Source organism: Aquidulcibacter sp. (assembly GCF_049239865.1).
GTDB lineage: Bacteria > Pseudomonadota > Alphaproteobacteria > Caulobacterales > Aquidulcibacteraceae > Aquidulcibacter.
Window position 1 is genome coordinate 12,408 of the sequence record NZ_JBMLTR010000214.1, and the last position, 12,887, is coordinate 25,294.

At 54.7% G+C, this 12,887-nt stretch carries 13 protein-coding genes; 6 read left to right on the top strand and 7 right to left on the bottom strand.

Annotated features, from left to right (window positions below):
* Positions 1 to 101: 101 nt before the first annotated feature.
* Positions 102 to 1,010, bottom strand: a complete 909-nt coding sequence (locus ACOVRA_RS14535; RefSeq protein ID WP_421720928.1) for an SMP-30/gluconolactonase/LRE family protein — start codon at positions 1,008 to 1,010, stop codon at positions 102 to 104.
* 306 nt (positions 1,011 to 1,316) lie between these two features.
* On the opposite strand from ACOVRA_RS14535, the gene ACOVRA_RS14540 reads away from it, so the two are divergent.
* Positions 1,317 to 1,832: a RidA family protein gene (locus tag ACOVRA_RS14540; RefSeq protein WP_421720929.1), complete on the top strand. Its 516-nt coding sequence runs from the start codon at positions 1,317 to 1,319 to the stop codon at positions 1,830 to 1,832.
* A 44-nt stretch (positions 1,833 to 1,876) separates the two neighbouring features.
* Here the strand turns inward: ACOVRA_RS14540 and ACOVRA_RS14545 are convergent, their stop codons facing one another.
* On the bottom strand, positions 1,877 to 2,659 hold the full coding sequence (locus ACOVRA_RS14545) for an SDR family NAD(P)-dependent oxidoreductase (protein ID WP_421720930.1): 783 nt from the start codon (positions 2,657 to 2,659) through the stop codon (positions 1,877 to 1,879).
* A 123-nt stretch (positions 2,660 to 2,782) separates the two neighbouring features.
* Between ACOVRA_RS14545 and ACOVRA_RS14550 the strand changes: the two genes are divergently transcribed.
* The 3 genes from ACOVRA_RS14550 (at position 2,783) to infC (ending at position 5,620) form a co-directional block, all read left to right on the top strand.
* Positions 2,783 to 3,961: a glycosyltransferase family 4 protein gene (locus ACOVRA_RS14550; RefSeq protein WP_421720931.1), complete on the top strand. Its 1,179-nt coding sequence runs from the start codon at positions 2,783 to 2,785 to the stop codon at positions 3,959 to 3,961.
* Between the two features lie 2 nt (positions 3,962 to 3,963).
* Positions 3,964 to 4,977, top strand: coding sequence for a glycosyltransferase family 9 protein (locus tag ACOVRA_RS14555; RefSeq protein ID WP_421720932.1), 1,014 nt, complete (start codon positions 3,964 to 3,966; stop codon positions 4,975 to 4,977).
* 118 nt (positions 4,978 to 5,095) lie between these two features.
* Positions 5,096 to 5,620 (top strand): translation initiation factor IF-3, encoded by a 525-nt coding sequence (gene infC / locus ACOVRA_RS14560; RefSeq protein WP_290805655.1) that lies wholly within the window; start codon positions 5,096 to 5,098, stop codon positions 5,618 to 5,620.
* A 222-nt stretch (positions 5,621 to 5,842) separates the two neighbouring features.
* Here infC and ACOVRA_RS14565 read toward each other — a convergent pair whose 3' ends face one another.
* Together ACOVRA_RS14565 and ACOVRA_RS14570 are read right to left on the bottom strand one after the other, a co-directional pair.
* The gene (locus ACOVRA_RS14565) at positions 5,843 to 6,508 is read right to left on the bottom strand and encodes an imm11 family protein (protein WP_421720933.1); all 666 of its coding nucleotides are present in this window, start codon (positions 6,506 to 6,508) and stop codon (positions 5,843 to 5,845) included.
* A 23-nt stretch (positions 6,509 to 6,531) separates the two neighbouring features.
* Positions 6,532 to 7,155, bottom strand: a complete 624-nt coding sequence (locus ACOVRA_RS14570; protein ID WP_421720934.1) for an imm11 family protein — start codon at positions 7,153 to 7,155, stop codon at positions 6,532 to 6,534.
* Between the two features lie 688 nt (positions 7,156 to 7,843).
* Here ACOVRA_RS14570 and ACOVRA_RS14575 point away from each other — a divergent pair.
* Both ACOVRA_RS14575 and ACOVRA_RS14580 read left to right on the top strand, forming a co-directional pair.
* Positions 7,844 to 8,335 (top strand): hypothetical protein, encoded by a 492-nt coding sequence (locus ACOVRA_RS14575; RefSeq protein ID WP_421720935.1) that lies wholly within the window; start codon positions 7,844 to 7,846, stop codon positions 8,333 to 8,335.
* Positions 8,336 to 9,386: 1,051 nt separating this feature from the next.
* Positions 9,387 to 10,751, top strand: a complete 1,365-nt coding sequence (locus ACOVRA_RS14580) for a M24 family metallopeptidase (RefSeq protein ID WP_421720936.1) — start codon at positions 9,387 to 9,389, stop codon at positions 10,749 to 10,751.
* 42 nt (positions 10,752 to 10,793) lie between these two features.
* Here ACOVRA_RS14580 and ACOVRA_RS14585 read toward each other — a convergent pair whose 3' ends face one another.
* The 3 genes from ACOVRA_RS14585 to ACOVRA_RS14595 all read right to left on the bottom strand — a co-directional run bounded on the left by ACOVRA_RS14585 (position 10,794) and on the right by ACOVRA_RS14595 (position 12,886).
* Entirely contained in the window at positions 10,794 to 11,474 is a 681-nt protein-coding gene (locus tag ACOVRA_RS14585; RefSeq protein WP_421720937.1) for a zinc metallopeptidase, read from the bottom strand.
* Between the two features lie 80 nt (positions 11,475 to 11,554).
* Positions 11,555 to 12,049, bottom strand: coding sequence for a YkgJ family cysteine cluster protein (locus ACOVRA_RS14590; protein WP_290806240.1), 495 nt, complete (start codon positions 12,047 to 12,049; stop codon positions 11,555 to 11,557).
* A gap of 177 nt (positions 12,050 to 12,226) precedes the next feature.
* Complete coding sequence (locus ACOVRA_RS14595; protein WP_421720938.1) at positions 12,227 to 12,886, bottom strand: 5-bromo-4-chloroindolyl phosphate hydrolysis family protein; 660 nt, start codon at positions 12,884 to 12,886, stop codon at positions 12,227 to 12,229.
* Position 12,887 lies beyond the last annotated feature (1 nt).

Here is a 12,887-nt window from a genome sequence, read left to right on the forward strand (position 1 = left end):
CAGACATTTGGCGTTGGAAAGTTGGCGTTGAAACGACGGTTGTGAGCAGGGAACATTTCTTAAAGTTGGCTGTCCGCTTTTCGGCCCCGACGCCCCCCCCCTCACCCCTGATAATTCAACCGCAACCCCGGGCGATCCCAGCGCGTTTTGGCGAGGCGGCCGGTTGAGGATAGGGTGATATAGGCGTCGCACATATCGGCCCCGCCAAAGGCGATGTTGGTGGTCATTAGATCGTCCGTGGGAACAAGGCTGTGCGCACCGGTCGTGGGGTTCATGCGCGTGATGCCGGGATTGATCAGGGTCGCAATCGCCACCGTACCATCTGCTTCCACGGCAAGACTATCGAACAAAGTCCATTGATCGACGCGGCCAACCACACGGGCGGCGCGGAACGGGCTGGCGGGAGCGATTTGGCCGGGGCCTGCGACGTCAAAAGCATAGAGCCTGCCTTCCATCGTGTCGGCCATATAGATGGTTTTGCCATCGGGGCTGAGGCCGACGCCATTGGGCGAGGTATAGCCATGTGACAGCTCGTGCGCCGAGGCGGCACCCGGCGTTACATAGAACAGGCCGCCATAATCGCGGTGGCGGTGGTGGCTTTTGCCATGGTCGGTGAAGTAAAAGCCGCCATTGCGATCAAAAACCAAGTCGTTTGGCCCGCGCAGGCTATGGCCGTCGATCGTGTCGAACAGACGCTCGACCTTGCCGGTGGTCAAATTCACCCGCTCAATCCGCCCGCCCGAATAATCCTCTGGCTCATGACCCGGCACCATCAGGCCGCCAAAGTCTGACCAAGCAAAGCCACCATTATTGCAGATATACATCGCCCCATCAGGGCCGAGGGCCGCGCCATTCGGGCCACCACCCAAATGGGCAATGACTTCCGTCTTGCCATTCCAATAGCGGGTGAGATTGCCAGACTTGATTTCAACAAACACGACAGAGCCATCATCGAATACCACTGGGCCTTCAGGAAATTGCAAACCCGTTGCGAGGATTTCGAGTGTCATGTGTCGTGCTCCCAAATCTGTTTTTGCCTTGCCTCAACATCGGGCACGCTTGCCTCATCATCACGGCTACCGCGCGATTCAGCAAGGCCACAGCCGAAAAATTGCCGGTGCGGGCTGGACAAATGCGGATTCCGTCCGCACGTTACTCCTGCGTAATTGATCCATAGTGGTTAGGCTGACAAATAATCAGCCTTGTCGCGTTGGCGCATGGCACGCACCCGTGTACCCGTGGCTCACTCCGCCACCCATCCGTCCCAGCGCTATTACTCCTCAGTAATTCATCCATTTTCGGGAAAGTTTCAGATAATGCGTGTTTTCCAACCGATACGATCCATCACCCTTGCCCTCGCCTGCGGGCTTAGTTTCGCAACCCCATCGCGGGCGGACGAAGTTACCCGCTATGTACCGGAGGGGGCCTTTATCGCCCAATCGGTTGTGGTGCCGGCTGGCTATGAGACGATCTATATCAGCGGCCTATTGCCACCCCACAATGATCAAGCAGGCCCAGCTGGTTCAACTGCTCGCTATGGTGGGAACACAGAGGCACAGGCAGAACTGGTTTTTAAGCGGCTAGAAACTGCCCTTGCCGTGCAAAACCTTGGGCTTGGCGATGTGGTGATGATGCGCGTCTATCTGGTAGGTGATCCGGCGCAAGGCGGGGCGATGGACTTTGCCGGCATGATGGCAGCCTATAAGCGCTTTTTCGGAACACCGACCCAGCCGAACAAGCCTGCGCGCGCCACGGTCCAGGTCGCGGGCCTTGTCGGCGGCCCCGGCCCCTTGATTGAGATCGAGGCACAAGCCGTTCGTCGTCCCAAATAGGCGGCACCTGCAGAACCGAAAGTACCGCAGGTGCCGATGGGTTCTTAGCGTGGAGCCATGCGAATGGCGCCGTCCAAGCGGACGTCTTCGCCGTTGAAATAGCCATTGGTGATCATGGTCAAAGCCAATTGCGCATATTCATGCGGCAAGCCCAAGCGCTTGGGGAAAGGCACGCTCATGGCCAAAGCGTCTTTAACCGCATCGGGGGCTGCATTCATCAAAGGCGTGTTGAAAATGCCGGGCAGGATGGTGTTGACGCGAATGCCTTCGCCCATCAAATCGCGCGCGATCGGCAAAGTCATGCCAACGACGCCGCCTTTAGACGCCGAATAGGCGGCTTGGCCCATTTGACCATCTTCAGCAGCCACAGAAGCGGTGTTGACGATGGCACCGCGTTCGCCGTCTTCCAGTGGGTCCAAAGACAACATGCCGGCGGCCGACTTAGCGATACAGCGGAAGGTACCGACCAAATTGATCTGGATGATCATGTTGAAGGAATCGAGCGGGAAATGCTTGATGTCGCCAGTCTTCTTGTCGCGGCTGGCGGTTTTGATCGCATTGCCTGTGCCCGCGCAATTGACGAGGATACGCTCTTGGCCGTTGGCGGCGCGCGCTTTGGCAAAGCCAGCGTCAACGCTATCGTCAGAGGTCACATTGACCTCGCAGAAGGTGGCACCGATTTCAGCGGCGACTTCCGTGCCGCGCGCCACATTCATATCAAACAGCGCGACCTTCACGCCATGGGCCCGCAAAGCGCGCGCTGTGGCTTCACCCAGACCAGAAGCGCCACCGGTTACGATGGCTGCGATTGAATCGTCTAATTGCATGATTGGAGACTCCCTGAATTTGTTTACGATCGCGACTTATTATGGCGCGCTCGGGTAGGCAATTAGCTGGCTCTCAGCTAAACGCAAGAACACCGTGGCTGGAATTACTGGAATAGGCGAATTTTGTCCCCACCGCTCCCCTCTTTAGCGTCACTCAAGAACAAAACCATCCTGCAAGTTGTGCCTGAAATGGCCACCGGTGGGGTGGAGCGCACAACCGTTGAAGTCGCCAGTGCGATCATCGAAGCCGGAGGCCGCGCTTTGGTGTTCAGTGCGGGCGGCAGGCTGGTGCACGAGTTGGAAGCTTTGGGTGCCGAGCATATTTTTGGCGAGGCCAATTCCAAAAATCCTTGGACAGTCTTTGTCGCCAACGTCGCCAAACTCGCCCAGATTATCGAGCGGGAAAAAGTCGACGTCGTCCATGCTCGCTCGCGCGCGCCTGCGTGGAGCGCATTACTGGCGGCGCGGCGAACGAAAACACGCTTTGTGACGACCTACCATGGCATTTATAACGCCAAGTCGGGCTTGAAACGCTGGTATAATAGCGTGATGGCGCGTGGCGACCGGGTGATTGCCAATTCCGGTTATACGCGGGACCATGTTCTGGCTGAGCATAAGCTTGACCCCACCAAGATCGAGGTCATTTATCGCGGTGTGGATGTCGATGCGTTTGAGCGGCAAGCTGTTTCCGATAAGCGCCGCGAGGAACTTGCCAGCCAATGGGGAATTGCGCTTCAAAGCCCGCGCCCGCGCGCGATTTTGCCCGCCCGCCTGACGGCCTGGAAGGGCCAGAAGGTGATGTTGGAAGCACTGGGCATTTTGAAGCGTGCAGGCGTGGAGATGGATTGCCTCATGGTCGGCGACCCGCAAGGTCGTGATGTTTATCGGGCGGAACTTAGCCAAGATATCCGCCGCTTAGGCCTAGAGGGCTACGTCCATTTGGTCGGACATTGCAATGATATGCCCGCCGCCTTTTCCTTGGCGGACTTTGCCGTCACCCCCTCGACCGAACCGGAGGCCTTTGGCCGCACTGCCGCAGAGGCGCAAGCGATGGGCTTGCCGGTGATTGCCTCGGACCTTGGCGGTGCGCGCGAAACTGTGGAAGACGGGGTAACGGGGTTTCTGAGCCCTGCCGGGGATGGTAAAGCCTTGGCCGATTGTATGGCCCGACTCTTGGCACTGTCACCGGCTGAAACGGCGGCGATGGGGGCGGCGGGGGCTATGCGGGTGCGGTCGCGATTTACGACCCGCGCTCTACAATCGGCCACAGTTTCGCTGTACCAGCGACTGGTCGAACCATAGAAGTGACAGGAACTGACGTGAACCCGGAGCGGATCTTAGTTATAGTTTTGGGTAGTTTAGGCGATGCGGTCTTGGCCCTTGCCCCACTCGCCATGCTGCGCGCCCATCACCGCGATGCTGAAATCACCGTGCTGACTCAGCGCGGCAATGTGCGGTTTCTGTCGAAGTCACCCTTTGTCGACCGGGTCGACGTGCGGTGGCCGCAAACCAAACTGGTCGACAAAGCCAAGTTCATCTGGTCGCTGCATCAAGAGCGCTATGCGATGGTCTATGATTTGACCAATAGCGCCGAGAGCGACGCCTTGTTTAAGCTGATGTGGCCATTGCAACCCAAGTGGTCGGGTGGGGCTGTTGGTTGCTCGCATCCCCATGTTGACCGCACACGTCTGACTTTGCACCGCCTCGACCGCCATGCAGAGCAACTCATGACTTGTGGCGTTGGCCCGAAAGAGGGGTTTGCGCCTGGTCTCTCGCCCTTGCCGGACCTCGATTGGGTCGAATCAGTGGTGAAGGATCACACGAAACTGACCCCGCGCCATCATGGCATTGGCGAGCCGTTTGCTTTTCTGGCCCCAGAAGGCCCAGCAGCAGACCCGACAAAGCGCTGGCCGACCGCGCGCTATGGCGAATTGGCCTTGGCATTAGAAGCCCGTGGCATTCAGCCGGTTTTGGTGGGCGGGCCTGCGGCGATTGAGCTGGCTGTTGAAATTCGTGCGATTGCGCCGAAAGCCCTTGATCTGGTTGCCCGCCTGGATGTGTTCCAATTCATTGGTTTAGCACGACAATCTATTCTGGCTGTTGGCTCAGAAGGCGATATGGCGATCATCGCCGCTGCTTCTGGTGCCCCGACTCTTGCCATCATCAACCCGAACGAAACCAGCGTGCGCAAGGCCGCGCCCCGTGGCACAGCCACCGTGGGTCTTGTCGCACGCAACTTCGATACGATCCGTGTTCAAGATGTTTTGGCCGCCGCGCGCGCTGTGACGCCGACAATTCTTGAAGCACAAACATCATGACGCCTTGAAGGATTGTTCATTTACAGCCATTATCTAGGTGTGCCCGGTGAAACCCGGGACAAAGGCATTTGCGGCACCAAACCGCGTAATTTATGGAGAGACGAACATCAGACGCCCTATGGCTGCAACGCCCACTAAAGACGGCCCCCGCATCAATGAAGATATCCGCGCCCCGCGCGTGCTTCTGATTGACGAGAATGGCGAAAAGCAAGGCGAGATGCCTTTAGCTGCAGCGCTTGATGCCGCAGCAGAGGCTGGGCTTGACCTCGTAGAAATCGCAGGAACTGCAAACCCGCCCGTGGTGAAGATCCTCGATTATGGAAAATTCAAATTCCAAGAGCAGAAAAAGAAGAATGAAGCGCGCAAGCGTCAAAAGGTTGTTGAGCTGAAGGAAATCAAGCTCCGCCCGATGATTGACGATCATGATTATGACGTCAAAGCCCGCGCCATGTCCCGCTTCTTCGAAGAAGGTGACAAGGTGAAAGTCACCCTGCGCTTCCGTGGCCGCGAAATGGCACACCAACATCTGGGGATCGACCTCCTGATGCGGGTTAAGCGCGACTTTGAAACCATTGCCAAGGTGGAGAGCGAACCCCGCCTCGAAGGCAAGCAAATGACCATGGTCATGGCACCGCGCACCTAACGCGCTGTCCGTGCCTGTCCTATCTCAATCGAAGCGCCCTCCTGCCCCGCAGGGGGGCGTTTTGCTTTGGGGGCAGACGGCGTCTGCTTTGCGCCAAACTAGGTCAATAAAGCGCTGTTCAATGGAGCCCGAAAACGGACATTTATTGGCTGGCGGGATTGTTGCACCACAATTCGGTCGAACATCCAGCAGCTGCATTGCGGATTGATATCTGTCATTGAGCTACCTCAACAAACTGGTGGTATCTGTCACGGTAGCACCGACGACATTGACGCGCGTAAATTTGATATTGTGGCGTTTGAGCGCCTCGAGATCTGCTTTAAGCGGACCACTGATAAAGATATGTCGGCTGGTGTAGTAGCGCCTATCCCGCCACATTTTATTTGTCCCAAGCTTATGCGACGAATATGCCAAGCAATTGTCACGCGTTTCGACAAAAAAACGTGGCCCATTTAATTTTTGATGGATTTTCGGATCATCCCAGTTGCCAATTGAATGTTCGATGACGACCCCATCAACCAATCCCATCACGTGAAGTATATAAAATTGGACACTTTCAGTTTTTGAATGGATTGTTACCGGAATATATTTGTGGACGTTAGGCTCATGCTTTTCGATGATCGCCCTGAAACCTTCGCTAATATAAAAATTGTCAAATATCGTGAAGCAATGCCGTAGGCTGTTGCCAACACGTTTTACCCGAAAGGTTAAAGGAAAATCAGGTGGGCCCCAAGTGCTGGCCCGCCCATAATTTATATCGCCAATTGGTGATAGTCCTGGGCCGTCCCAGTTATAGTCCAAGAATACCGAAGCCTGACTGACGCCGTCTTGAATATACCAGACTTCCTTTTCAAGGTCCTCTTGGCTTACTTTTTTCCTCGCCGCCATAGTTGTCCTCTCCCCCAGCACACTCAGCGCCGTCCAACGAGCACTTTTGAGTATTCAATGTTCTTCAGCTTGATTGCATCCAAGCGCTTCTTCAGCGCATCGGAGACGAACCAGTCACCGTAATAGTCTGGAGCAACCCAAAAATGGTGCCGTTGAATTAATGTTTCATCAGCCACCAAGACCGAATCTCGAAAGTCTGGTTCTGGTTTAAGCTTGTTTGTGTATTGGCTGATGGCCTTATGCGCCGTGCTTTGCTCAATGATCAGCGTGTTATAAAGATGGATGCGCGGATTGAAGTTGTAATAGGTCATTTCTGAAGCGCGACCGTCTTTATAGCGCACATCTACCGGTTCAGAGAATTGGTGGAGACCCGGCTCAAACTCTTCTAAAACGGCTCGGAAGCGATCACTGACGCCATAGAAACTATCTAAGTTAATGATGTCGGGAAACACTTTTTTAGGTGTGCGGTGAATGGCTGATTGTACAAACAGCTCAGGAGGGGCAAAGCCAGGCATCGCGGTTGTGCAAGGAATCAGCGGCAGATTTGCCTCTTCGTGCAATTTTTTGCGCAAAGCATAAGTCTCCGGCTTACAATCAAATGCCGTCGAATACTGGACAGAATTCTTTACCCGCGCAAACCAAACCATAACGCCAATCCCTTATTGCTAATCGCTGGGTGGGCGTACTCATCACCATGCATGCCAGCTCATTTGCAAATTCAATGGCTCAATACTTAGCATAATCAGGTGAATATTTGCCTTATGGAATCTCTGGCGAAACTTCGCGCCGCCAAGAGTGATCTTGTCCTGCAAAAGTAGATCAACCTCCAACGAACGTCCGCTTTCGACGCCGACGCCCCCAAAGCAGACCATCCGCAATCGGCCAAAAGTCGACGGCGCGTGACGGCCCGGCTTTGAACCCAGTATCGTCAAAGGCTGTGTTCGAGTTTTAGCGCGCAAGACCGGGCGGGATCGGCCTTAAGGGAGCGCGCAACACGAGTTGCGCTTTTCCCCGCGTAGACATGCGCAACTCGTGTTGCGCGATCCTTTCGATTTGCGATTCGTGATGGAACGCGCCCTGCGGCGCAGAATGCTTTTATGAGGCCACATCTACCCCCCCCCTTTTAAGTTTAGCTTTGGAGCTGCTTTGCGCCAAAGGCGCGCCCCTTGACCCCGCATCTTGCGCAATAAGAATTGTCCAGCGGGGCAAGCGGAGTGCGGAGCGACGCATTGAGCCGAGGCTCATCATTGACTATCTTAGGGATTGCTTGGCTATGGAACATTCCATAGATCGAATAGACCATTTGGTGCAAAGCTCATTGTTGAGAGATATGTGATGTCACTAGAATACATTCTGTTTGGCTTGATAGCGGTGCCTTTTATAATTACTCGGCCAGTAACAATTTTATTTTTCATTTTTATTGTTGTGATTATAAACATTGCAGATATGACTTTGCCATTTCTCTCAGGTGTTCGATTTATTCTGGTTCCAGTAGTGGAGGAAATTGCAAAGGCAGCCGTGATATACAAGCTAGTACAACAGAAGTTACTAGAGAGAGCAATTACTTGTATGACTTATGGCGTTGTGGACGGTTTTTCCCATTTTATTCATTTCAGGGAAAAATTGAATGAATATCTTGAGCAAAATCCAAATATATATGGCGTAAGCGAGTTTCATTTTAGTCTACTGATGGCCCTAGTATCTGTTATATGGATCCTGGGGCATGCACTGTTTTCTCTTTTTTATTTAAAGTTTAATAGTGACAATAAATACTATTTTTGGATTCCACCCCTCATTGTGCACTTGTTGGTTAACCTAAGCAATTAAGCTGGCGACAGCCAAATTCGCTTTTTGCCCACCTCAAAACGTCCGCTTTCGCCGCCTTCGCCGCCCAAAGCAGACCGTCTGCTTTCGGCCAAGTTCTGCCGAAATGTGGACGGTCTCAAATGCGCCAGAAGTGGTCTTTTAGGGCGGGGTGACGGTTGCTTGAAAGCGGACATTCGCCAGCATGTAGGGTGCGGTCCGACAGGACTGCACCACCTTACGCACTGTGGGTTTGGTTACAATTTTTCACTTAGACAGCCTTTGCTACAGGCTATGCCTACGCAAAGGCTTTGTTCGAGTGTGAGCGCGCAAGATGGGGCTTCAAGGTGAGCGGAGCGCGGCCTGAAGCCGTTCCAAGTGATTTGGCTAAGGCCCCACATGAACAAGCTCGGGAATTGCTTGACCGTGGTGCATTCCATTAATGGAATGCACGCTTCGACGCGGAGCACATTTCTGCTAAGGTTCCCGTTATGCTGCAACCTAAGACTTATTGATTATGACGAAAAGAGTTCTCTTTTCTGGCGGGCTGGTTTTAGTCTTCACCCTTTTATACGCGGAGTTGCGTGGCCTAAAAGTTGTGACTTGTGCAGGTGGTAATGTCCGTGCAGTCGCAATATCCAGTTCACACGAACGCGTATACCTTACAAGGATCGGGTCCATCTTTGTCGGTTTCCCCAATGTTGAAGGTCAGGCAGTAGTTGTGACTTCGGGCGGCACAGCAGAATTCGGGTATTTCACGCGCGCGGGAATCCAAATTGAATCCTGCTCCTGATTTTCGTAGCGGGGTCAAGAGGTCGAAGTTTGCTTTTGATGTCCAGTTGAGCGTCCGCTTTCGCCCCCACACGCCCTCAAAGCCGCCCTTCCGCTTTCGGCCATAGTCAGTCATTGCCACGCGCAGTCACTCGATGAATGGCGCGATGTGGAAAAACCAATGAAACCAAGGAAAATCCACCCGATTGCTACTGATGCTAGCGATGGACGATAGGCATTGAGGCTCGCATTTGATGCTTGCGCCACGATCGGATAGCGTCAATACACGTGTTTGGGGGGCAGGATGGCAATGAAAAGAGTGTTTCTGGCGGCGCTGATTGCGGCATTTATGGCACTACCTAGTGCCGCTACACCAAAACCTGCCGCGACGAGTGAAGCTACCCAAGGCTCACCCGCGATGCCCCCAATACTCAACGCACGTGAGAGAGCGAGCACCGAAAACCGTATTTTAGCTGAGCGGCTTGAGACGATCATTCCCGTGATCATGCGCGAGCAACGCATCGATTTATGGCTTCTCGTGGCGCGTGAATATTTCGAAGAGCCGGTGGTTGCGTCGATGCTGGATGCCGAAAATATGCATGCACGTCGGCGGACAATTCTGATCTTCTACGACCCGGGCAATGGGAAGCCGATTGAGCGTCTGACCGTCAGCCGCTATGGGCTTGGCGGCTTGTTCGCGCCGGCTTGGGACCCCAGTAAACAGCCGGATCAGTGGCAGGCCGTTGCAGACATCATAGCCAAACGTAATCCGACAAAAATTGCGATCAACACGTCTGATCTCTATCAGTTTGCCGATGGTATGACGCTCAGTCAGTATGAGAAGTTCAGGGCCGCTTTGCCGAAGCCTTTGCATGGCCGGATCGTCAGTGGCGAGACGCTCGCAATCCGTTGGCTCGAAACGCGTACCCCTTCAGAGATGGCGATCTACCCCACACTGATGCGCACAGCCCATCAGCTGATCGGCGAAGCGTTTTCGCGGTCGGTTATCACCCCGGGCGTGACGACTGCGGAACAGGTTCAGTGGTGGTATCGCGACCGGTTGCTTCAACTTGGCCTTGATCCCTGGTTCCACCCGTCCGTCGGGATCCAGCGCAAGGGTGCCAAAGGTATGCTTGAAGGCAACGAAGTGATCTTGCCTGGCGATCTGTTATGGACAGATTTTGGCATCACCTACCTTCGGCTCAATACCGATATGCAGCATCTGGCTTATGTGTTGAAGCCGGGCGAAAGCCAGGCACCTGCAGGCCTCAGGCAGGGGCTGGCGAACAGCAACCGTCTGCAGGATATGCTCACCCGCCAGTTCGCAGTCGGGCGCAGTGGCAACGACGTGCTGGCGCTGGCGCGGGCAGAAGCGGTTGCAGCAGGTCTTGATCCATCAATTTACTCGCACCCGATTGGCTTACATGGTCACGGAGCGGGTCCCTCCATCGGATTTTGGGACAATCAGAAGGCTGATCCACGCGGCAACGGCTTGATTGCCGCTAATACGGCTTGGTCAATTGAGCTGACAAACTTTGCCGCAGTGCCCGAGTGGGACGGTCAGCGCGTTGATTTCCGGGCGGAAGAGAACGCCTTCTTTGATGGGACAAACGTGCGCTACATCGACGGACGCCAAACAGAAATCACCTTGATCCCGTCAGGGCCGTAAGTCGGCGTCATTGCTCTGGCAGAAGGCATTGCGGCTTGGCCTTCACCGGATCCAACGGATCACATCCAATAAGGTGGCCAGAGCACTGGCAACATAAGTCCCGGCCGCGGCCTTCAGCACCTGACGGGCGCTAGCAAGATCGTCTTCATGCAAGAAACCGCCATGCTCCAAAACAGGTAGGGCGCGCTTAAAGCTGGCGTCGATTTCCATTGGCAAGGTCAGCACATGCATCAACACCCGCCCGCTCATCAGCACGACAAGCGCCCCGATTTGTAGCATGGCGATGACGGGTGACTTAATGAGAATGCCAATCAACGGAATGGAGATCAGCATCCAAAAGGCCACCTTGTCGAGGCCTGCCAGCCCCCCAGCCCATTTGGTGCGTGTCACTAAGAACGGATCACCATCACGGTGCTGGACGGCGTGGCCAACTTCATGGGCAGCGACTGCCACAGCCGTGACCGAGCGGCCGTGAAAATTACTGGGCGACAGCCGCACAACCCGGGCAATCGGATCATAATGATCCGTTCCAGGCGGTGTTTCTTCCAAGCCAACATCGGCCAAGCCTGCTTCATCGAGCAAGTGACGGGCAAGTTCGCCCCCGCTGCCGGGGAAATCCGGTCTGTCGGTGGCGTGGCGCGCCATAATGCTCTTGACCCAATATTGAGGGCCGAAAATCAAGGCCAAAAGTGCTAGAATTCCAAGGATGATCAAGATTGGCATGGTCTCAATCTAGAGCAATCGGCTCGAATTGGAAATCACGCTTATTGTACCAGTCGGGCGTGCAGTGATTGCCGGTTCGCTTATGGCTTGTCAGCAAACATTAGGCGCTTTGCCTTGGCAGCGGCACGGCGCGCAAGATGATAAATTCTCGCTGCCCCTTCATCATAGCGCACCGTGATCTTGCAGTGTTCGCCATAGGTGTCTTTCAGAAAGTTTCGTATCAGGGCCTCTGCGGCCTCGCGAGGGCCTAGGAGCTCAGCCGTCAAAGGACATTCAGTCCGGCTATGATAGGTCGCATAAACCTCTCCCTCCCCTTCAAACACATTGCCCATTGTGTAGGGATAAAGGTCACAATCCATGGGGCGCTTGCCATAGACTTGGCATTGTTGGTCCCAATGCGGACACGGGCCACTGCCGTGAGAAGATATCTCATAGAGCTTGCCTTTCTGCAGAACAGTTAGGTGCTCACTTTTGCCCTCAAAGAGCTGTTTGAATTCTGCATCATTCACTTTCAGACCATGAAGTTCTCGACAGCAGCTTTGGTCCGTTGGACATTTCAGACAGGGATTCGACATCAGCGTTTTTCCTCAAACAGAACCTGTTGTACCTAGCGAGTAAGTGTAAAATGGCGATTAAAAAAGCCGAAATATAGTGCCGAGCACACAAGTCGGAACTTCGTCGCGTACAGAGCATAAAGCTGAGATCGGCAGGCGAATGGGCGCATTAGGTCCCAAAAAGAATAAGATACGCCCTCACCTCGGGGCCAGATCATCCTTTAAGGCGCGGTCCAAAAGCTCAATGTCCAGATCGACCGAGGCGAGGTCCGGCTCCACCACGGCGCGTTCAAAGCTGGCGAAAGCCTCTTGCAGGCGAGCTAAAGTCTGGTCGATTTCGGCCAAGCGGGCCTGGCCGGCATGGGCCTCTAATTTTAAGCGGTCTGAAACCAGATCGCCCGTAGCAGGCAGATAATAAGTGAAGAAGCGCAGAATGGGGTTCAGCTTTTCTGGCTGGCTCGCCACCGTATCCAAAATCGTCAGCCCGTGGCGCACCAAAGCATCGAGGACATGGCCCACTTCCAGTGGCACGGCGGGGATTGCGGCGCGGATGCTCATCAAATGCTGGTGTGCCTCGACCATGAGCGCGTGGCGGGGGTCATCATCTTCGGGGTCCAGCTCAGGCGGGCTGGCCGCTTCTGAAGCGGCTTTGCCCTTGAACAGGCGCGGTAAACCAACTGTTAGAAAGCCATAGAGCGACAGCGCCACCAGCCCTGCCACAATTGGCCCGGAGCGCACTTCCACGAGAAGCGCGCCGCCAACAGCCAAGGAAGCGGCCATCGAGCCAAAAATGACCCACCACGATGTCCCGGCCCCGCCGCGGCGGGGCTTGTTCGGGTTAGACGGCGGCTTTGCCATC

Coding starts and splice junctions, on each gene's coding strand:
- ACOVRA_RS14535 (WP_421720928.1), bottom strand. CDS start 1,010: ATGACACTCGAAATCCTCGCAACGGGTTTGCAATTTCCTGAAGGCCCA.
- ACOVRA_RS14540 (WP_421720929.1), top strand. CDS start 1,317: ATGCGTGTTTTCCAACCGATACGATCCATCACCCTTGCCCTCGCCTGC.
- ACOVRA_RS14545 (WP_421720930.1), bottom strand. CDS start 2,659: ATGCAATTAGACGATTCAATCGCAGCCATCGTAACCGGTGGCGCTTCT.
- infC (WP_290805655.1), top strand. CDS start 5,096: ATGGCTGCAACGCCCACTAAAGACGGCCCCCGCATCAATGAAGATATC.
- ACOVRA_RS14565 (WP_421720933.1), bottom strand. CDS start 6,508: ATGGCGGCGAGGAAAAAAGTAAGCCAAGAGGACCTTGAAAAGGAAGTC.
- ACOVRA_RS14570 (WP_421720934.1), bottom strand. CDS start 7,155: ATGGTTTGGTTTGCGCGGGTAAAGAATTCTGTCCAGTATTCGACGGCA.
- ACOVRA_RS14575 (WP_421720935.1), top strand. CDS start 7,844: ATGTCACTAGAATACATTCTGTTTGGCTTGATAGCGGTGCCTTTTATA.
- ACOVRA_RS14580 (WP_421720936.1), top strand. CDS start 9,387: ATGGCAATGAAAAGAGTGTTTCTGGCGGCGCTGATTGCGGCATTTATG.
- ACOVRA_RS14585 (WP_421720937.1), bottom strand. CDS start 11,474: ATGCCAATCTTGATCATCCTTGGAATTCTAGCACTTTTGGCCTTGATT.
- ACOVRA_RS14590 (WP_290806240.1), bottom strand. CDS start 12,049: ATGTCGAATCCCTGTCTGAAATGTCCAACGGACCAAAGCTGCTGTCGA.
- ACOVRA_RS14595 (WP_421720938.1), bottom strand. CDS start 12,886: ATGGCAAAGCCGCCGTCTAACCCGAACAAGCCCCGCCGCGGCGGGGCC.